Raw genomic sequence first — 20,068 nt, forward strand, 5'->3', positions numbered from 1 at the left:
CGGCCACCCGTGCCGTCACCGGCGGGCCCCGGCCCGCTCCGGACGCCGGCCTGCGGGCGACCTGCCGCGTTCCGCCATCCCTTACGACCGGGATGACCGGCGCCCGATCACCAGTGGCTGGGATGGACGCCCGGTCGCGACGGGACGGTCGTTAGGTGCGTGGGTGCGGTGTGTGAGAGCGGGGCGGGTCGGGGAGACTTGGTCCGGCTCGCTCGGAGGGGGATGTGGTGGCGTTCGTCGCAGTGATCATCTTGCTGCTCTTCGCCCTGATCTGTGCCTACGTGTGGAAACGGCTCGTCCGGGACACGCTGCGATCCCGGTGGGGGCGGCGGGTGGGCACGGTGGTGGCCCTGGTGCTCGCGCTGCTGGTACCGGCGACGCTGATCGGGGTGCGGGCCGGACACGTGAAGTGGCTGGCCTGGCCGGGTTACCTGTGGATCGCCGTGCTGTTCTACCTGGTGATCACTCTGGCCGTGCTGGAGATCCCGCGGCTGGTGCTGCGGGTGCTGTGGGCAGACCGGGGGCGTACCGCCGCAAGCGCCGCAGGACCGCTGGTCCGGGGCGGCGTCGCGGACGGTGAGTTGCAGCCGGCCGGGGCCGTCCCGGCCGAGGGCAGCGCCGGAGTGACCGGGTCCGGCGCGGCGGATCCGAGCGGTGCGCCGGGTGCACCGCTGCCGACGGCAGCCGGCGAGGCGCCGGCGGACGGCGGGCCGCCTGCGGGGATCGACCGGCGGCTGGTTCTGGCGCGCGGTGCGGCGATCTTCGCAGGGCTGACCGCGGCGGGTGTCACCGGCTACGGGGTGCGGGAGGCCACCGGGGCACCACGGATCGACCGGGTGCGGATCCCGATCGCCAAGTTGCCGCGCAGCATGGACGGGACCCGCCTGGCCGTGGTGTCCGACATCCATCTGGGGCCGCTGACCGGGATCGGGCACACCGAGCGCATCACCCGGGTGATCAATGCGGTGAACGCGGACGTGGTGTGCGTCGTCGGTGACCTTGTGGACGGCACTGTCGCGGAACTGGGGCGGCTCGCCGAGCCGCTGCGCGGGATCGAGTCGCGACGCGGCGCGTACTTCGTGACCGGCAACCACGAGTACTACTCCGGCTTCCGGCCGTGGATCGACGAGGTGGCCGAGCTCGGCATGCGGCCGCTGCGCAACGAGCGGGTCGCGATCGACGGGCTGGACCTGGCCGGAGTGAACGACCTGGGTGGGGAGGACTACGGCGATCCGGCCGACTTCGGCAGGGCACTCGGTGACCGGGACGTCAGCCGGCCGGTGGTGCTGATGGCGCATCAGCCGCTGGCCGCCCGGCAGGCCGCGCCCTACGGCGTGGACCTGCAGGTGTCCGGGCACACCCATGGCGGCCAGATGGCCCCGTTCAACTTCGTCGTGAAGCTTCAGCAACCGGTAGTCTCCGGCTTCGGACAGGTGGACGGCGTGCCGGTTTACGTGACCAACGGCGCGGGTTTCTGGGGCCCACCGGTCCGCGTGGGGGCGCCACCGCAGGTCACGGTGGTCGAACTCCGCGTGGCGTAACTCATCAAGATCGGTAAGTGTGTTTGAGCGTGGCGATTCGTGGCGGAACCGACGGCCGTGACAGGATGCGAGACGTGGAGGTCAGCCCGGACACATACGTCGCGGACCTGCACATTCACTCGCGGTACTCGCGGGCCTGCAGCCGTGACCTGACGCTGCCCAACCTGGCCTGGTGGGCTCGGCGCAAGGGCATCGCGCTGCTGGGCACCGGTGACTTCACTCACCCGGCCTGGTTCGAGCATCTGCGGGAGAGCCTGGAGCCCGCCGAGTCCGGCCTGTTCCGGCTCGGCGACGAGCAGCCGGTCACCCGGCGACTGCCGGGTTCGCTGCAGGGCACCGCACCGGCCCGGTTCATGCTGAGCGTGGAGATCTCCACGATCTACAAGCGGGACGACCGCACCCGCAAGGTGCACCACCTGCTCTATGCCCCCGACTTCGAGTCGGCCGGCCGGATCAACACCGCGCTCGGCCGGATCGGGAACCTGACCGCCGACGGCCGCCCGATCCTCGGGCTGGACTCCCGCGACCTGCTGGAGATCACCCTGGAGGCCGGCGGTTACCTGATCCCGGCGCACATCTGGACCCCGTGGTTCTCCGCGCTCGGTTCGAAATCCGGCTTCGACGCGATCGCCGACTGCTACGCCGACCTGGCCGACCACATCACCGCGGTGGAGACCGGCCTGTCCTCCGACCCGGCGATGAACTGGCGGGTCTCCAGCCTCGACCGCTACCGCCTGGTGTCGAACTCGGACGCCCACTCCCCCGGCGCCCTGGCCCGCGAGGCCACCCTGTTCACCGGCGCCCCGGACTACTTCGCCGTCCGGGACGGCATCGGCCTGGCCGGCACCCTCGAATTCTTCCCCGAGGAGGGCAAGTATCACGCCGACGGCCACCGCGCCTGCAACGTCAACTGGGAGCCGGAACGCACCCGTGCGGCCGGCGGCCTCTGCCCGGAGTGCGGCCGCCCGCTGACCGTCGGCGTGCTCAGCCGGGTCGAGGACCTGGCCGACCGCCCGGAGGGTTTCACCCGGGACGTCCACGTCGAGCACCTGATCCAGCTGCACGAGATCCTCGGCGAGATCCACGGCGTCGGCCCGAAGTCGAAGACCGTCGAGTCGCAACTCACCCACCTGGTCGCGACGCTCGGCGCGGAGCTGGACATCCTGCGCAAGGTGCCGGTCGACGAGATCGGCAAGGCCGGCGGCGACGAGCTGCGGGAGGCGATCACCCGGCTGCGGCGCGGCGACGTGCGACGGGTTGCCGGCTACGACGGCGAGTACGGGGTGATCACCCTGTTCGAGCCGGGTGAGCTGCGCAACCGGTCGAGCGCCCCGCAGGTCGAGACGCTGTTCGACATGTTCCCCGAGCCGAAGGCGCCGGCCCGGCCCGCCGCGGAGAAGCCGAAGCCCAAGGCCAAGCCGGTCAAGGCGAAACCGGCGCCGCCGCCGATCGCCCCGCCGCCCAGCCCGCACGAGCCGTTCGAGCCGATGCTGGCCGGGATGGAGGAGGTCGGCACCGGCCTGCTCGACCGGCTGGACGCGATGCAGCGGGTGGCCGCCTCGGCCCCCGGCGGTCCGCTGCTGATCGTGGCCGGCCCGGGTACCGGCAAAACCCGCACGCTGACCCACCGGATCGCGTATCTCTGCGCCGAGCTCGGCGTCTTCCCGGAGCGCTGCCTGGCGATCACGTTCACCCGGCGGGCCGCGGCCGAGCTGCGCGAGCGCCTGGAGAGCCTGCTCGGCGACGTGGCCGAGGACATCACCGTGGGCACCTTCCACTCGCTGGGCCTGACCATCCTGAAGGAGAACGCCAAGGCGGCCGGGTTGACCGCCGGCTGGCGGATCGCCGAGGAGCCCGAGCAGAAGCAGGCGCGGGAGCAGGCCGGCGACGACGAGAGCGCATACCGGAAGCTGCTGCGCCAGCAGGATCTGGTCGACCTGGACGATCTGATCAGCGTGCCGGTGGCGCTGCTGCGCGAGGATCCTGCCCTGGTCGAGCGGTATCGGAAACGCTGGCAATGGATCTTCGTCGACGAGTATCAGGACGTCGACGAACTGCAGTACGAGTTGCTCCGGCTGCTGTCCCCGGCGGACGGGAACCTGTGCGCGATCGGCGACCCGGACCAGGCGATCTACTCGTTCCGCGGCGCGGACGTGCGCTACTTCCTGCGCTTCAACCAGGATTTCGTCGACGCCCGGCTGGTCCGGCTGACCCGCAACTACCGCTCGTCGGCGCCGATCCTGGCCGCCGCGGTGCAGGCGATCGCCCCGTCGTCACTGGTCAGCGGCCGCCGGTTGGATCCGGCCCGGCTCGACCCGGAGGCGCAGCTGGTCGGCCGCTATCCGGCCCGCAGCGTCTCGGACGAGGCCGACTTCGTGGTCCGCACCATCGACGAGCTGGTCGGCGGCCTGTCCCACCGGTCGTTGGACTCGGGCCGGGTGGATTCGCGCGCGGCCACCGCCGGGGCGCTGTCCTTCTCCGACGTGGCGGTGCTGTACCGCACCGACGCGCAGTCCGGGCCGATCCTGGAGGCGCTCTCCCGGGCCGGCATCCCGGTACAGAAGCGGTCGCACAACCGGCTGCGGGACCGGCCCGGCGTCGAGGTGATCGCCCGCGAGCTGCGGCACGCCGGCGGTCTCAGCGGCCCCCTCGCCGCCCGGGTCAGGCAGGCCGCCCAGGGGCTGGCCCAGCGGTATGCCGCCCCGACCCTGGACGGTGGCCAGATCGCCCCGGAGGACATCTGGTCGGCGGCCGACCTGCTCACCCCGCTGGCCCAGCGGGCCGGCGACGACCTTCCGCTGTTCCTGCAGCAGTTGGAGACCGGCGCCGAGGTGGACGCGCTGGATCCGCGCGCCGAGGCGGTCAACCTGCTGACCCTGCACGCCGCGAAGGGCCTGGAGTTCCCGGTGGTGTTCCTGGTCGGCTGCGAGGACGGCTTGCTGCCGCTGCGCTGGCCCGGTGCGACGCCGACCGATGAGGAGATCGCCGAGGAGCGGCGGTTGTTCTTCGTCGGGTTGACCCGGGCGCAGGACCGGCTCTACGTGAGCCACTCGGCGAAGCGGTCGCGGCACGGCAGTGAGCGGGAGCAACAGCCGACGCCGTTCCTCGACGTGATCGACTCCGGGTTGTTCGAGCGGTTGGGCGAGGCAGCCCCGGCGAAACCGAAGGATCGGCAGCTCAGGCTGCTGTGATCGCGGCGAGCGCGCCGAGCAGCAGTGCCGGGCCGAACGGGAACACCCGGCCCCGCCCGGTGATCATGAGGTAGGCCGCGGTCAGCCCGCCGACCAGGTGGGCGACCGCGAAGCCGGTGAGCACCGCGGGCCATCCGCCGAACAGCCCGAGCAGCAGGGCGAGGACCGCGCCGAGTTTCACGTCGCCGAGCCCGAGACCGCGTCCGGGCAGCAGCGCGAGCACCAGGTAGGTGAGGCCGACCAGCACGGCCGAGGCCAGGGCCGGCAGGATCCGGCCGGGCGCCAGCACGGCCAGCGGAAGCCCGGTGACCAGGGCCAGCGCGACGACCAGCGGATCGGGCAGCCGGAGGGTGCGCAGGTCGGTCAGCGCCAGCCGCACGCCGATGGCGGCCGCGGGCAGCAGCACCGCGAGCTGGGGAACCGGGCCACAGCGTGCAGCCAGTAGGGCGGAAACCAGAAAACCCGACAAAACACCATAGAATTGACGGGTCATGAGGTACGCCGTCACACCGCCGGCCGCCCCGGCCGAGATCACGAGTAGTGGGGACACAGCCCGGGAAGGTAACGGCCGCGCCGGCTCGGTGCAGGTCGGGTTGTGGACAACCGGACCCGCATTCCGGCGCGGTTTCCACAGGCGGCGCACGCTACCGTGACAGGCAGCGTTGCCCGCTTCTGGAGGATTTCCGATGTCGCACAACGGCCCATACTCCGGTCCGCCCTGGTCCGGCGGGCGGCCCGAGGAGCCGTATGCGGAACCCTCCGATCCCTGGGGTGAGAGCAGCCGCGCTGTCAACGATCCGGCATGGGGCTCCCCGCAGATCCCCCACCAGCAGTTCTCCGGTTCCCCGGCGGCCTCGGCGCCCGGGCCGGCCGCCGGAAGGTCCGGGCCGAGCCGGCGCGGCTTCGCGGTCGGCGCCCTGATCGCGGTGCTCAGCGTGCTGGTCGGCGGCGGGCTCGCCACCACGGTCTGGTACGTGCTGGGCCGCAAGGACCGGGCGGGCACCGCGGCCTCGACGCCGCCGGCCGGGGTGACCGTGCCCCGGGTGCAGCCCAGCGCCGACGCGCGGTTCGCCAACCGGGGGCAGTGCATCCGCAACGAGGGCACCAACGCGGAACCTCAGCTGCGGATCGTGGCCTGCGCGGCGAACACCTACGAGGTGCTGAAGCGGGTCGACGGCCGGACCACGGGCGAAAAGGACGCGATCGCCAAGTGCGCGAAGGTTCCCGGGTACACCAAGTGGTACTACTACGACACCGAGTACGACGATGTCGACTTCGTGCTGTGCCTGCGCGAGTACCAACCGGAGTGACTATGACCCGCTCTAGCCCTGTCTAGCGGAGGCGCTAGACAGCTTTAGAGCGACATATCGAGCGGACTCTAGCGTTCGTCCTAGATGGCCCGATACGGTGCTACGTCATGGATCCGGTGCGGAACCCGTATGCTCCCGGCGCCGGCCAGCGTCCACCCGAGTTGGCCGGGCGCGGCCGCGAACTGGACGCCTTCGACGTCGTCCTGGAGCGGGTCGCCCGCGGCCGCCCGGAACGCAGCCTGGTGCTCACCGGGCTCCGCGGCGTCGGCAAGACGGTGCTGCTCAATACCCTGCGCTCGGCGGCGATCGGCCGGCTCTGGGGCACCGGCAAGATCGAGGCCCGGCCGGACCAGTCGCTGCGCCGCCCGGTTTCCGGCGCCCTGCACATGGCGATCCGCGAGCTCGCCCCGCACCACCGCGACCCGGACCGGGTCGACGAGGTGCTCGGCGTGCTGAAGGCGTTCGCGTTGCGGGCCAACGACAGCACCGGGAAACTGCGGGACCGGTGGGCGCCCGGCATCGACGTACCGCCGGCTCGGGGTCGTGCCGACTCCGGCGACATCGAAATCGATCTGGTCGAGCTCTTCACCGACGCCGCGTCGTTGGCCACCGACGTGGGCACCGGCATCGCCCTGTTCATCGACGAGATGCAGGACCTCAGCGGCACCGACGTGTCCGCGCTCTGCGCCGCCTGCCACGAACTGTCCCAGCTCGGCGCGCCGCTGATCGTGGTCGGGGCCGGGCTGCCCCACCTGCCCGCGGTGCTGTCCGCGGCCAAGTCCTACTCCGAGCGCCTCTTCCGCTACCAGCGCATCGACCGGCTCGACCGGGACGCGGCCGACCTGGCCCTGGGCGTGCCGGCCGAACGGGAGGGCGTCGACTACGACCAGGAGGCGCTCGACCTGCTCTACGAGAAGTCGGGCGGCTACCCGTACTTCGTGCAGGCGTACGGGAAGGCCACCTGGGATCACGCGCCGCAGTCCCCGATCACCGCCGGCGACGTGCAGATGGCGGCGCCCGAGGCGGAGAGCGAACTGGCGGTCGGCTTCTTCGGCTCCCGGTTCGAGCGCGCCACCCCGGCCGAGCGGGAGTACATGCGGGCAATGGCCGTCCTCTCCGGCGACCCGGGTAACGACATGGACGCCGCGGTGCCGACCTCGGACATCGCCACCTCGCTCGGACGCAAGCCGGCCAGCCTGTCGCCGGCCCGCGACGCCCTGATCAAGAAAGGACTCATCTACTCGGGCGAGCGGGGCACGGTGGCCTTCACCGTCCCGCACTTCGGCCGGTACCTCCGAACACAGCCGGTGTGATCGGCCCCGGACGGGTATAAGGGAGTTCATGAAGCCCGTCCGCACCGCCGCCCGAGCCATGCTCGCCTCGATCTTCGTGATCAGCGGGGTCCGCGTGCTGATCAAGCCCGGTGAGGGCCGGATACAGGCGGCCCGCCGGGTCACCGACCGGTTCACGCCGCTGCTGGAGAAGGCCGACCCGCGCCTGCCCACCGACCCGGCCACCCTGGTCCGGCTCAAGGCCGGCACCGACGTGCTGGCCGGTCTGGCCCTGGCCACCGGCCGGCTCACCCGGCCCGCGGCGGCCGTGCTGGCCGCCGGTCTGCTGCCGACGACGTACGCCGGTCATCCGTTCTGGGCGGCTCCGCCGGAGCAGCGCGCCGAGCAGCAGGTGCACTTCTTGAAGAACCTGGGGCTGCTCGGCGGGTTGTTGCTCGCCGCGGCCGACACCGAGGGCGAGCCGGGTCTGCGGTATCGCACGACCCACGCGGTCGATCGCGGACAGCGGACGCTCACCCATGCGGTGGACCGGTCACGCCGCGAGGTGCGTCGCGCGGTGCGGACCGCGAAGCGGGAGGCGAAGATCGCGGCGCTCTCCGCCGGCGCGGCACGCAAGCTGCCCGGCTGAACACCCCCGCCCTCGACCCGTACGACCCAATGTCCAAATTGTCCGGAAAACAACCTTGAGCCGACCTTTGCGTTAAAGCGGACGAGGGGCCGCACGGACGGTCTTCGAGCTGGCCGGATCACCCGACCCGGCCGGCTCGTACCCGCCCGGTCACCACCGGCCACCGTGCACCAGAGGCAGGCGGTGCCATGCCCGGAGGACGAGACGGGGGTCGCGCCATGCCGGTCACCCAGCGACGCGCTCCACGCGCCACCAGAACCAGATCCGCACTGGTCACCGTCGGCGCACTCGGAACCCTCGCGCTCATCTCACTGACGCTTTCCCGGTACGGGCTGAGCACCCTCGCGGTGACCCACGCGGCGGTGCGGGACTGGCTCGGCGGCGGCGGGCTGTACACGTACCGCCAACCCGGAACACAGGCCGGTGCCGCGCTGCCGCCCGGACTCGCCATCATCCTGGCGCCCCTCGCCCTGCTGCCGCTGAAGGCGGCCGGCTGGCTACTCGCCCTCACCAGCGTCGCCGCACTACTGCTCTCCGCCGTCGTTCTCACCACCCCGATCGCCCGGCGACACCGGCGGCGGCGCACCCCGATCGCCCTCACCGCGGCCGCCCTCGCCCTGCTCACCGAACCCGTCCGGGCGACCCTCGGCGAAGGCCGGCCCGAGTTGCTGCTGTTCGGCCTGATCGTCGCCGACCTCGTCGCCCTGCGCCGGCAACTGCACTGGCCCACCCCGGCAGACCGGCACCCACCCGACCACCTGCCGGAACGGCTGCGCCAGGGCTGGACCGAAGGATCATGGGCGGGCGTCGGGACCGGACTCGCCGCCGCCTTCTCCGTGACCCCCCTGTTCTTCCTCGCCGGGCTCCTCGTGCTGCGCCAACGCCGGGCCGCGGTCACCGCGCTGGCCACCACGATCACCGTCACCCTCGCCGGGCTGCTCTTCGCACCCCGCGAGACGGTCACCTGGTTCGGCGACACCCTGTGGGAACTCAACCGCACCGAACCCCTGAACGCATCCGACAACCAGGCACTCGCCGGAATGCTCGCGCGCATCTACGGCTACCCGGCGCCACCCGTACTGGTCTGGCTCTCCTTCGGCGCGATGCTGCTCGCCGTCGGCCTCATCCGGGCCCGGACCGCGAACCTGGCCGGCGACGAGGTGGCCGCCTTCACCCTGATCGGGCTGACCGCGGCCGGCTTCGGACCGATGACGACGCCGGCCGAGATGCTGTGGCTGCTGCCCGCCGTGCTGGTGATGGCCGACCGGGTGGTGGGCCGCCGCATGGCGGGCGGGACCGGGTGTGGGCGGGCGGGGCGGGCGGTGCTCGGCGGGCTGACCGTGGGGGGATACGCGCTGCTGATCGCCACGCCGGGGGTGCTGCTCCGCTGGGACGGGTACGCGGTGGCGTTGTTCGTGCTGGTGGGAATGCTGCCCTGGCGGCCGGGGCCGATGTGGGATCGGCCCGGGCCGGGGCGCCGGGCGGCGGCGATCCCGGGGCCTCGGGGTGGTTGACCCGCCTACGGGCAGTTCACCCATTCCTCGGCGCCGTCGGTGAACAGCTGGCGTTTCCAGATCGGCAGGCGGGCCTTGACCTCGTCGACCAGGCGGGCGCACGCCGCGAAGGCGGCCGCGCGGTGGGCGGTGCTGACCGAGGCGACCAGGGCCACGTCGCCGATCTCCAGCGGGCCGATGCGGTGCGAGACGGCGATCGCGTAGACGGCGGGGTCGGCGGCGATCTCCTCGGCGACCTCGCGCAGCACGGCGGGTGCTGACGGGTGACCTTCGTATTCGAGGAGGGTCACTCCCCTGCCGTGGTCGTGGTCCCGGACCACGCCCTGGAAGGAGACGACCGCGCCGGCGCGGCGGTCGGTGACGGCGGCCTCGTGCGCGGCCAGATCCAGTGGGGTGTCCAGCACCTCGGCGAGGACGACCCGTGACCGCCGTTCGGCGGTGTCCACCGGTTCGACGTCCGGGCCGGTCTCCGGCGTGGCCGCTGCGGGACTGGTCATGCGCGCTCTCCAGGAAGGAATCGGCGGTTCAGGGTGGTCACGGGCGCTCGCCGGGAAGCAGCGGGAGAGGCAGGAACGGGACGTCGTCGCCGGCCTCGACCCGGACGCCGGGCCGGATCACGGCGAAGCCGTGGGCGGTGGCCAGGCCACGCAGCATCGCGGAGCCGACGTGGCCGGCCGGGGTGGCGATGCGGCCGGTGTGATCCAGGGTGGCCAGGGCCAGGTGGGTGTCGCGGCCGCGGCCCGGGATCGGCCGGGCCGCGGTCACCAGCGGAAGGTCGGCGCGGAACGGGCGGCCGGCCAGGCCGGTGAGCAGTGGGGCTACCAGGCTGATCAGGGCGATCACCGCGGACTGCGGGTTGCCCGGGAGACCGGCCAGGAAGCGGGGGCGGCCGTCGGGGCCGGGGATCCGGGCCAGCAGCATCGGGAAGCCGGGGCGGACGCCGACCGTGTTGACCACGTACTCCGCGCCGAGCTCGGTCAGGGCGGGATGCAGGTGGTCGACCGGGCCGTGCATGGTGCCGCCGGTGGTGCAGATCAGGTCGGCGGTGTCCAGGGCGGCGCGGACGGCTTCGACGTGGGCGTCCAGGGTGTCCTTGACCGGGCCGCTGACCGAGGTGACCGTGGCGCCGCAGCGCCGCAGCCAGGACGGGACCTGCGGGCCGAGCGAGTCGCGGACGCGGCCGTCGCCGGGCCGGCCCGAGGTCAGCAGTTCGTCGCCGAAGACGAGCAGGGCGGCGCGGGGCTGACGGCGTACCGCCAGAAGCTCGTGACCGCAGGTGGCCGCGACGCCGATGACCGCCGGGTCCACCGGCGTGCCGGCCGGCAGGAGTTCCTCACCGAGGGCGGCCTCCTCACCGGGCAGGCGCCACTCCGGGCTGGGACGAGGGGTGCCGGTGACCGTGCCGTCAGCGCCGATCTCCGACTCCTCGACCCGGATCAGGGCGGCGGCGCCGGCCGGGACCATCGCACCGGTGGCGATCTCGACGCAGGTGCCGTCCTCGGTGAGCGGGGGCGGGGTGCCGCCGGCCAGCACCTGACCGGCCCGGCGCCAGGGGCCGTCGCCGCGGACCGCCCAGCCGTCGATGCTGGAGGTGGCGAACGCGGGCAGGGCGGTCAGGGCGCGCAGCGGCTCGGCCAGGGTGCGTCCGTCGCCGTCAGCGAGCGGGATCCGCTCGACGCCGGTGGCGGCGGTCAGGCCGGCCTGGTGGGCGAGCTCGCGGGCCCGGTCCCAGCCAATCGCAGGAGTGCTCACCGGTCGAGCCTAATCCGCACGGGACAGCACCCCGGCGCGGGACAGGACTCAGTGGTCGCCGCCGCGGATCTGGTCGACGGTGTGTGCCAGCAGGGGGCCGAGGACGGCCAAGCCGTCCTTGGCGCCGCCGGTGGAGCCGGGCAGGTTGACGATCAGGGTGCGGCCGGCGACCCCGGCAAGACCTCGGGAGAGGGCGGCGGCCGGGACCCGGTCACGGCTGTAGGCGCGGATCGCCTCGGCGATGCCCGGAATCTCGAAGTCGAGCAGGCCGCGGGTCGCCTCCGGGGTGCGGTCGGTCGGGGTGACCCCGGTCCCGCCACTGGTCAGGACGACGTCGATGCGGTCGGCGACGGCGGCGCGCAGGGCTTCGGCGACCGGCTCGCCGTCCGGGACGACGACCGGTTCGCCGACCTCGCAGCCCAGCTCGCGCAGGCCGGTGACGAGGCGGGGGCCGCTGGTGTCGGCGTAGACGCCGGCCGCCGCGCGGTTGGAGGCGACGATGACCCGGGCCCGGATGGTCACGGGCGGTTCTCCGGTCGCACCCAGTCGCCGGTCTTCCCGCCCTCTTTGCGGAGCACGCGGACCGCGTCGAGGCTCGCGGCCGGGTCCACCGCCTTGATCATGTCGATCATCGCGAGGCCGGCGGTGGCGACCGCGGTGAGCGCCTCCATCTCGACGCCGGTGCGGTCCGCGGTCTTGGTGACGGCGGTGATGTGCACGACGTCGGCACCGAGTTCCAGCTGGACCTTGACGCCGTGCAGCCCGATCGGGTGACAGAGGGGAATCAGGTCGGGGGTCTTCTTGGCGCCCATGATCCCGGCGAGGCGGGCCACCGCGAGGGCGTCGCCCTTGGGGAGGTTGTCACCCCGGAGCAGGTCGATCACTTCGGCGGTGGTGTGCACCGCGCCGGCGGCGACGGCACGGCGGTCGCTCACCGTTTTGCCGGACACGTCGACCATCCGGGCGGCGCCCGACTCGTCGACGTGGGTCAGATGCGATTCCTGGGGCATATCGGGAGCTTATCGAGCGATCGGGGGACACGCGTTCGCATCTCCGGCAGATCGGCTTCACACTTTGTCCATACCGGCTCCGCAGGGTTCCCGCACTGGCCAGGGCCCCTGCAATGACAATGAAAATTGTATCCGGCAGCACATTTTGATCGCATTCAGTTGCCATTCGGAAACCGTCAGTGACCATCCTCGAATCTGTTCCCGCATTATGCTCATAACGACACGATCCACTGGAAAAGGGAATGAACGCGGCCTAGCGTTCTGCCCTGTCGCGACGGACCGCATCAAGAGTCGTTGGGGGACGAGGGAGCCACCTGACGCCAACGGTGAGGAGTAGCGCCATGCGCAGCAACAACGACTGGAGCTGAAAAAGACGGGGATGCGCGGAGCGGCGCGCATGAATAGCCTTGAACCCTGAGCTACCACTCAGTCGCGGTCGGCAATCAGGACCCAGCCGGCAGGACAGAGCGACGGGGACACCATGTCTGAGACTGGCACCAACGACGACGCGACCGATCAGCGGCTCCAGCTGCTCGTCGGTCTCGTCGTCATGCTGGCTGCCGGCGTCGGCGCCATCTGGGCGGTGTACGCGTACCACGCCCCGCAGCCCCGCCCCCCGCTCTTCGTCCTGGCGCTCCTGCTGGCCGCCGTGGTGACCACCAACAAGCTGCGGGTCTTCGTCCGGATCCGGTCCAACTTCTTCGGCACCGCCTGGGACGAGGTTCCGGTCCTCGTCGGCCTGACCCTGATCCCCCCGGTGTGGCTGCTGCTCTGCGCCGCCGCCGGGCACGCCATCCTGCGGATCGCGGTGCGGGCCGGCCTGCGCAAGACCGCGTTCGCGGTCGCCAAGGAGACGCTCGCGGTGAGCGCGGCGGCGGCCGCCTTTCTGGCGCTGGGGATCCGGCCCGACCTGACCGCCCCGGCCCTGCCGATTCTCGCCATCACCGCCGGCCTGCTGGCCTACGCGTTCGTCGACGACCTGGTCTTCGCCCCGATCGTGGCCACCAACTCGCACATCGGCATCCTGCAGGCCGCCCGGCAGAATCTGCTCGGCAAGGTGATCAGCCACCTCGGCCAGTTCGTCGCCTGCCTGCTCGTGCTCTGGGTGCTGGCCACCGACGCGAACGTCATGCTTCTGCTGGTCGTCCCGCTCGTTGTGGCTTGCATGCACCTCTGGCAGTCGCGCACCACCCGCACCCGGCAGGAGCGCGAGTCCTGGCAACGCCTGGCCAAGGCCACCGACGAGCTGAACGCGGTCGACCTGACCCAGGTGCTGCATTCCGCGACGACCCGCGCGGCGCAGATCTTCTCGGCGGCCGAGGCCGCCATCGACCTGACGGCCGGAGGAGCCGATCGGACGGTACGCGCGACCGGGGCGCACGTGCTCACCGACAGCCCCCGGACGGCCGGCCCGACGCTGCCCGACGAGACCACTGTGGATCTGGTCGCCCACGACGGTGGGCTGCGCGTCGGTGTGCTGCGCCTGCGTTTCGGCGGCACGGTCCGGCTCACCGAGGTGGAGCAGTACAAACTGCGTACCTTCGCGTCGGCCGTCTGCACCGCGATCCGCAACGCGCAGGCGTACGCCGAACTCGCCCGGATCGCCGCGGAGAACGCGCACGCCGCGACCCACGATCCGCTCACCGGCCTGCCCAACCGGCGCCAGCTCTACGAGCAGGCCGGCCACCTGTTCGCCGACGGCGGTCACGACGGCCTGGCCGCGCTCCTGCTGATCGACCTGAACCACTTCAAAGAGGTCAACGACACACTCGGGCACGCGGCCGGCGACGACGTGCTGCGCGAGGTGGCCCGCCGGCTCAGCGGCGCGGCCGAGCCCGGCGACCTGGTGGCCCGGCTCGGCGGCGACGAGTTCGCGGTGCTGCTCACCGCCCTGCCCACGCCCGCGCTGGCCAGCCACCGGGCGGCCGCCATGCTGGGCGCACTCGAGCCGGGCATCGAGGTCGAGGGCATGATGATCACCGTCGAGGCGGCCGGTGGGATCGCACTGGCCGCCGGCGCGGGCGGCGTCGAGGAGCTGATGCGCCGCGCCGACATCGCCATGTACCAGGCGAAACGCGCCGGTGAGCCGACCACGATCTACGCACACGCGCGGGACACCGCGGACGTCGAGCGGCTGATGCTGACCGGCGAGTTGCGCCGCGCGGTCAGCGAGCACGAGTTCACTGTGGACTTCCAGCCGATCGTCGACCTCGGCAGCGGCGAGGTGGTCTCGGCCGAGGCGCTGGCCCGCTGGCGGCACCCCGACCAGGGCGACCTCTCCCCTGGCCGGTTCCTCGAGGCGGTCGAACGCTCCGGGCAGCTGCCGGCCTTCGCCGACGCGGTGCTGGAGGAATCGCTGCTGGCCATGCAGGCGTGGCGGGCGGCCGGATTCGACCTGCCGGTGGCGGTCAACGTGTCGCCGCGCAGCCTGCTCGACCCGCACTTCCCGGCCACCGTGCTGGCCCGGCTGGAACGCCACGACGTGCCGCCCGGGCAGCTGGTGCTGGAGTTGACCGAGACGCTCACGCTCAGCCAGATCGACGTGGTCGAGCGGACCCTCGCCGAGCTGCGCGACGCCGGCGTGCGGCTGGCCGTCGACGACTTCGGGACCGGGGTGTCGTCGCTCTCCGTGCTCTCCCGGATCCCGGTGCACCAACTCAAGATCGACCGCGGGTTCGTGGCCGCGGTGGAGACCTCCGCCGAGGCCGCCGCGGTCATCCGGACCACCGTCGACCTGGCCCGCAACCTGCAGCTCACGGTGGTCGCCGAGGGTGTCGAGAGCGAGCCGCAGCGGCGGGCGCTGTGGGAGCTCGGCTGCCTCGCCGGGCAGGGCCACCTGTTCGCCCGGCCGCTCTCCTCGGCCCGCTTCCTGAGTACCCTGCGGCGCGGTTCCGGCGGCCGGCCCGGCGTGCTCGCCACGGCGTTGCACGAGGTCGGTGCGGTGGTCCGGATGCCGGCCCGCCGGGTCGCCGGATCATCTCTGCCACACTTGCCGGCGTGACCAAACGCGCCGACGGACTCACGGCCGACCTCGGCCTCTATCTGATCTCTGCGGCGTTCGCGCTGGTCACCGGGCTGACCTCGACACTGTCGCCGCATCGCGGATGGGGCCTGACCGCCTTCTGGGGCTACCTGGCCGCCACCCTGATGGTCGCCGGGCAACTTCTCACCGGCCGGCCGGTGTCCGATCGGTTCCGCACCTGGCAGGCGTGGCTCACCTGGGCCGCTGTCGCCCTCGTGCCCCTGGTGGTGGAGGCGGTGCAGCGGGCCGGCGGGCGCACCGACCGGGCCCAGGACGAGGTGCTGGTCGTCGAGGCGATGGGCAGGTCACTGCTCGACCACGGCACGCCGTATCTGAGCCGGGCCGGCATCGCCGCGCTGCCGGTCGACGAGCGGCTGCTGGGCTACCGGCCGTACCAGCCAGGCATGGCGGTCTTCGGGCTTCCGCGGGCCATCGCCGGTGACCATTGGTGGACGGATGCGCGGGTCTGGTTCGCGATCACCGCGATCCTCGCGGTCGGCTCGGCCGTCGCGGTCCTCCGCGCCGCACACCCTTTCCCGGTACGCGGGTTGCAGGCGGCCACCGTGCTCCCGGTGACGGCGCTGACCCTGGCGACCGGCGGCGACGACATTCCGGTGCTCGCCCTCTGCCTGCTCGCCCTGGCACTGGCCGCCACCGACCGGTTCGGGTGGGCCGGAATCGCCGTGGGCGCGGCGGCCGGCGCCAAGCTGTTCGCCTTCCCGGTGGTGGCGGTTCTCGCCGTGCTGGCCCTGGTCAGCGGTCGCGGCCGCCGGCTGCTGCCCGGGGCGGTCGGGCTGCCACTGCTGGCCCTGGTGCCGCCGCTGCTGGTGAACGCGGATTCGCTGGTGGAGAACGTGCTGCGGTTCCCGCTGGGGCATGGGCTGGTGACCAGCCCGGCGCAGTCGCCGTTCCCCGGATATCTGGTGGCGCAGCATCTGCCGGCCGGTCACGTGCTGGCGGCCGGGCTGTTGGGCGGGGCGGTGCTGGTGATCGGATGGCTGCTCCTGCGGCGGCCGCCCCGGGATGCGGGGGCGGCCGCGGCATACTGCGGGTGGGGGTTGCTCGCGGCCATCCTGCTGATGCCGACGACCCGGTTCGGCTACCTGCTGTATCCGGCGGCGTTCCTGGTGTGGGCACATACCCTGCGGCCCGGCGATGCGACGGCCGATCGCGGAGCCGCCACGGCCAATGCCGGCGCCACCACCGCCGATCCCGGCGCCGCCACCGCCACCACCGCTCATCCCGGCTCCACCACCGCCGACCCCGGCGCCACCACCGCCACCACCGCTCATCCCGGCTCCACCACCGCCGATCCCGGCGCCACCACCGCCACCACCGCCCATCCCGGCGCCACCGCCGCCACCACCGCCGCCGATCCCGGCGCCACCGCCGACGCCGGGGTCGCCGCCGCCGATCCCGTTCAGGAGACGCACAGGTCCTTCCGCCCCATGGCATGACATGGCCTTGTACCGTCAATGGAATGCAGATGACCTGTCCCAAGTGCCACGGCGAGATGCGGGTCTACGAGCGCAGCGGCGTCACGATCGACCAGTGCACGGAGTGCCGCGGCATCTTCCTCGACCGGGGCGAGCTGGAGAAGCTCTTCGCGGCCGAGGCAACCTACAACAACCGTCCGGCGCAGGCGCCCGGGCCGGCGGCCCACACGCCGCCGCCTCCCCCGCCGCCGCCGGTGCACGGTGGCGGTCACGGCTACCCGCCGCCGCCCCCGCCCCCGCCGCCGCCGGGTTACGGCGCCCCGGTGCACCACGCTCCAGCCGCGCACTACCCGCCGCCGGTGATCCACCAGCCGGTGGTGCACTACGGACATCACGGTCATTACCGGCATCACGGCTACCACGGTCACTACCACCACCGGCGCAGCTTCCTGCACGATCTGTTCGACTGACGGGCGCGGTCGCCGGCGCCGGGATCCGTTCCGTCTGACGGCTAGCTCATTTGCTGATCCTCCACGAGGGGCTCGCTCCATCCGGAGCGGGCCCCTCGTGCCATCCGGACTTCGCCGAAGTTCGTGACCACCGACGGCCCGGGTTCGACGCGGGCCCCTCGGGCCATCCGGGCTTCGCCGAGTCGTGACCACCGACGGCCCGGGTTCGGCGCGGGCCCCTCGTGCCATCCGGACCTGGCCGCCCGGGGCCAGCCCCTCGGGCCACCCCCGCTCACCGTTCACTGCCCTGATCATCGAATCGGCCGTACGGGCCGTGGCGCCGACGTGTCACCCGAATCGGCACGGATCGGCCGACAGGCCACTCACCAGCCCATTCGACAGTTTCCGGCCGGGCCGCGCGGGACTCGTCTGCCCGCGAATGGGGACGGGCGCGAGATGTCACTGAGACCAACGAGCCGTGCGGCACTGACGGAGTGCAACGGCGCGGCGCCGCGGGCGGCCCGTCCCGATGCCACCGGTTCTCGCGCCGTCACCTGCGACTACTGATCAGCGCAGGGTCGACGCTGATGAGCACCTCGACCAGCCACAGTGGCATTCGTCACGCTCGGTGACCACAAACCGGAGTCATCCCGTCACTTTAAAGCGAGCTATTTCGATAAGGCTCTCTTTACGTTCGCGTTACGAAGTCGCTGGAATACGCAACGTCGCGGATCTTGGGTATTGTCACGTCGCCCCCTGTCGCGGCGAACGGAGGAAGAACCGTGACTGAAACCACTGATCGTGCGGCTGACCAGGCGCTGCGGAACGATCTTGCAAACGTCTACGGCCGCTACGAAGAATTACGCTCCGGAGTGGACGAACTACAGCGCAGCCTGGCCACGATGCAGGTGAGCGCCACATCCCCGGACGGCCTCGTGCGCGCCACCGTGAACGCCGACGGCGACCTCGTCGACCTGCGTCTCGACCAGCAGGCCTGCCGCGAGTGGAATGTGGAGACGCTGGCCCGGGTGATCGTCGAGACGGTGCAGCACGCGTCCGCCGGCAAGCACCGCCAGGTCGAACAGCTGGTCACCACGCACCGCCCGCCGGACGAGACCGCCTGACCCCACCGCGAGCCGCCGGACACGACGGCTCATCCCGATGCCCGTCGCACGCCGGACGGGGGCCGCGGCACCGACCGCGACCCGGCGTGCCGGGCATCACCAACCCTCCCGGAGCAGCCGCACCGACCACACGCCATGCCACGCCACGGCCATCGGCAGCGGGCAGGCAGGCGGGCTCGGCCCACGGCGCGGAGCCTGGTCACGGCAGGGTGGGCTATCGACGTACGCCGCAAGCAGTTGACGGAGCCGGCGCCGCGCCGCGCCGGGCAGCGGGCCGGGACCAGCGGCGGACCTCGCCTAGATCGCCATGTCGACGAACCGGGACAGGTGCAGCTGCGCCGCGACCGTGATCGTGTCGGTGGGACCGTTACGGTGCTTGGCGACGATGAAATCGGCCTCGCCGGCGCGCGGCGACTCCTTGTCGTAGTAGTCGTCGCGGTGCAGCAGGATCACCACGTCCGCGTCCTGCTCGATCGAGCCGGACTCACGCAGGTCGGACAGCTGCGGGCGCTTGTCGGTGCGCTGCTCGGGGCCACGGTTCAGCTGGCTGACGCCGATCACCGGGCACTCCACCTCCTTGGCCAGAAGCTTGAGGCCACGGGACAGCTCAGAGACCTCCTGCTGGCGGCTCTCCGTCTTCTTCGGCGAGGACATCAGCTGGAGATAGTCGATGACCAGCAGCTTCAGGTTGTGCCGCTGCTTGAGGCGGCGGGCCTTCGCGCGGATCTCCATGAGGTTCATGTTCGGCGTGTCGTCGACGAAGATCGGGGCCTCGCTGATCTCACCCATGCAGCGGGCCAGTTTGGTCCAGTCGTCGTCGGAGAGCTGGCCGGACCGCAGCGTGTGCAGCGGCACCCGCGCCTCCGCGGAGAGCAGCCGCATCACCATCTCGATCTTGCTCATTTCCAGCGAGAAGATGGCGCTGGCGCACCCGTGCCGGATCGCCGCATTGCGCGCGAAGTCCATGCTCGCGGTCGACTTACCGAGACCGGGACGGCCGGCCACGATGATCAGCTGGCCCGGGTGCAGACCGTTGAGCAGGCGATCCAGATCCTGGAAGCCGGTCGGGACACCCTGCATGACGCCGCCGGAGGCACCGACCGCCTCGATCTCGTCCAGAGTCGGCTGCAGCATGTCGCCGAGCGCCGCGAAATCCTCGCTGACCCGTTTCTCGGTGACGTCGTAGATCGCCTGCTGGGCGCGGTCGACGATGTCGTCGACGTCGCGGCCGCCGTTGCCGCCGGCGCCGTAGCCCAACTGGACGATCTTGGTGCCGGCCTCGACCAGGCGACGCAGGATCGCCCGGTCGGCGACGATCCGGGCGTAGTAGGAGGCGTTCGCCGCGGTCGGCACGCTCTCGATCAGGGTGTGCAGATAGGGTACGCCACCAACGCGCTGCAGGTCACCGCTGTCGGCCAGGGCGGCCGCGACGGTCAGCGCGTCGGCCGGCTCACCGCGCCCGTACAGATCGAGGATGACGTCGAAGACGGTGGCGTGGATCGGGCGGTAGAAATCGCCGGTCTTGAGGATCTCCACGACGTCGGCGATGGCGTCCTTGGACAGCAACATGCCGCCCAGCACGCCCTGCTCGGCGGCGACGTCCTGCGGGGGCGCCTTATCGAACGAACCGCCGGTCGGCGCGTCGGACCGGCCGGATCCGCCACTCTGGGGTCCCCCGGACGGCTGAGATGGTGGCCGCGGATCCGGTCGTGCGTCATCGGTGATCGACACCGGGACATCCCCCCAAACTGACCATGCCGCCATCACGATCGGACCGCCCTCACCCGACCTTTCGGCCG

At 72.0% G+C, this 20,068-nt stretch carries 15 protein-coding genes and 1 pseudogene; 10 read left to right on the forward strand and 6 right to left on the reverse strand.

What is annotated here, in order from left to right:
* Nucleotides 1-227: 227 nt before the first annotated feature.
* Together ACSP50_RS41100 and ACSP50_RS41105 are read left to right on the forward strand one after the other, a co-directional pair.
* Nucleotides 228-1,541 carry a metallophosphoesterase gene (locus ACSP50_RS41100; RefSeq protein WP_014695253.1) on the forward strand — a complete coding sequence of 438 codons (1,314 nt, stop codon included), beginning with the start codon at nucleotides 228-230 and terminating at the stop codon, nucleotides 1,539-1,541.
* 65 nt (nucleotides 1,542-1,606) lie between these two features.
* Entirely contained in the window at nucleotides 1,607-4,732 is a 3,126-nt protein-coding gene (locus ACSP50_RS41105) for a UvrD-helicase domain-containing protein (RefSeq protein WP_043516486.1), read from the forward strand.
* Here the strand turns inward: ACSP50_RS41105 and ACSP50_RS41110 are convergent.
* Nucleotides 4,719-5,138, reverse strand: coding sequence for a prepilin peptidase (locus ACSP50_RS41110; RefSeq protein ID WP_014695255.1), 420 nt, complete (start codon nucleotides 5,136-5,138; stop codon nucleotides 4,719-4,721). The genes ACSP50_RS41105 and ACSP50_RS41110 overlap by 14 nt on opposite strands.
* Nucleotides 5,139-5,418: 280 nt before the next feature.
* Here ACSP50_RS41110 and ACSP50_RS41115 point away from each other — a divergent pair, with 280 nt between their 5' ends.
* The 4 genes from ACSP50_RS41115 (at nucleotide 5,419) to ACSP50_RS41130 (ending at nucleotide 9,476) form a co-directional block, all read left to right on the forward strand.
* Nucleotides 5,419-6,042, forward strand: coding sequence for a hypothetical protein (locus ACSP50_RS41115; protein ID WP_014695256.1), 624 nt, complete (start codon nucleotides 5,419-5,421; stop codon nucleotides 6,040-6,042).
* Nucleotides 6,043-6,149: 107 nt separating this feature from the next.
* Nucleotides 6,150-7,355: an ATP-binding protein gene (locus tag ACSP50_RS41120; protein WP_014695257.1), complete on the forward strand. Its 1,206-nt coding sequence runs from the start codon at nucleotides 6,150-6,152 to the stop codon at nucleotides 7,353-7,355.
* Between the two features lie 28 nt (nucleotides 7,356-7,383).
* Entirely contained in the window at nucleotides 7,384-7,962 is a 579-nt protein-coding gene (locus ACSP50_RS41125; protein WP_014695258.1) for a DoxX family membrane protein, read from the forward strand.
* 218 nt (nucleotides 7,963-8,180) lie between these two features.
* Nucleotides 8,181-9,476 carry a glycosyltransferase family 87 protein gene (locus tag ACSP50_RS41130; protein ID WP_157432821.1) on the forward strand — a complete coding sequence of 432 codons (1,296 nt, stop codon included), beginning with the start codon at nucleotides 8,181-8,183 and terminating at the stop codon, nucleotides 9,474-9,476.
* A gap of 5 nt (nucleotides 9,477-9,481) precedes the next feature.
* On the opposite strand, the gene ACSP50_RS41135 is transcribed toward ACSP50_RS41130, so the two are convergent.
* The 4 genes from ACSP50_RS41135 to moaC are packed head-to-tail and all read right to left on the reverse strand — an operon-like array spanning nucleotide 9,482 to nucleotide 12,187.
* Nucleotides 9,482-9,973: a molybdenum cofactor biosynthesis protein MoaE gene (locus ACSP50_RS41135; protein WP_014695260.1), complete on the reverse strand. Its 492-nt coding sequence runs from the start codon at nucleotides 9,971-9,973 to the stop codon at nucleotides 9,482-9,484.
* Nucleotides 9,974-10,010: 37 nt separating this feature from the next.
* A complete protein-coding gene (locus ACSP50_RS41140) occupies nucleotides 10,011-11,228 on the reverse strand; it encodes a molybdopterin molybdotransferase MoeA (protein ID WP_014695261.1) in 1,218 nt (405 codons plus the stop codon).
* A gap of 48 nt (nucleotides 11,229-11,276) precedes the next feature.
* Nucleotides 11,277-11,750 carry a molybdenum cofactor biosynthesis protein B gene (locus ACSP50_RS41145; protein WP_014695262.1) on the reverse strand — a complete coding sequence of 158 codons (474 nt, stop codon included), beginning with the start codon at nucleotides 11,748-11,750 and terminating at the stop codon, nucleotides 11,277-11,279.
* Complete coding sequence (moaC, locus tag ACSP50_RS41150) at nucleotides 11,747-12,187, reverse strand: cyclic pyranopterin monophosphate synthase MoaC (protein WP_369793985.1); 441 nt, start codon at nucleotides 12,185-12,187, stop codon at nucleotides 11,747-11,749. The genes ACSP50_RS41145 and moaC overlap by 4 nt, the downstream gene beginning before the upstream one ends.
* 532 nt (nucleotides 12,188-12,719) lie before the next feature.
* Here moaC and ACSP50_RS41155 point away from each other — a divergent pair.
* The 4 genes and pseudogenes from ACSP50_RS41155 (at nucleotide 12,720) to ACSP50_RS41170 (ending at nucleotide 18,269) form a co-directional block, all read left to right on the forward strand.
* Entirely contained in the window at nucleotides 12,720-15,239 is a 2,520-nt protein-coding gene (locus ACSP50_RS41155) for a bifunctional diguanylate cyclase/phosphodiesterase (RefSeq protein WP_014695264.1), read from the forward strand.
* Nucleotides 15,215-16,444 (forward strand): annotated as a pseudogene (locus ACSP50_RS41160) (glycosyltransferase 87 family protein); the annotation flags it as partial. The gene ACSP50_RS41155 and the pseudogene ACSP50_RS41160, both read left to right, overlap by 25 nt.
* Nucleotides 16,445-16,740: 296 nt before the next feature.
* Entirely contained in the window at nucleotides 16,741-17,166 is a 426-nt protein-coding gene (locus ACSP50_RS41165; protein ID WP_043513208.1) for a zf-TFIIB domain-containing protein, read from the forward strand.
* Nucleotides 17,167-17,927: 761 nt separating this feature from the next.
* On the forward strand, nucleotides 17,928-18,269 hold the full coding sequence (locus ACSP50_RS41170) for a YbaB/EbfC family nucleoid-associated protein (protein WP_014695267.1): 342 nt from the start codon (nucleotides 17,928-17,930) through the stop codon (nucleotides 18,267-18,269).
* Nucleotides 18,270-18,566: 297 nt separating this feature from the next.
* Here ACSP50_RS41170 and dnaB read toward each other — a convergent pair whose 3' ends face one another.
* On the reverse strand, nucleotides 18,567-20,000 hold the full coding sequence (gene dnaB / locus ACSP50_RS41175; protein ID WP_043513213.1) for a replicative DNA helicase: 1,434 nt from the start codon (nucleotides 19,998-20,000) through the stop codon (nucleotides 18,567-18,569).
* Nucleotides 20,001-20,068 lie beyond the last annotated feature (68 nt).

Origin of the sequence: Actinoplanes sp. SE50/110, from assembly GCF_900119315.1 — a bacterium.
Classification (GTDB): domain Bacteria; phylum Actinomycetota; class Actinomycetes; order Mycobacteriales; family Micromonosporaceae; genus Actinoplanes.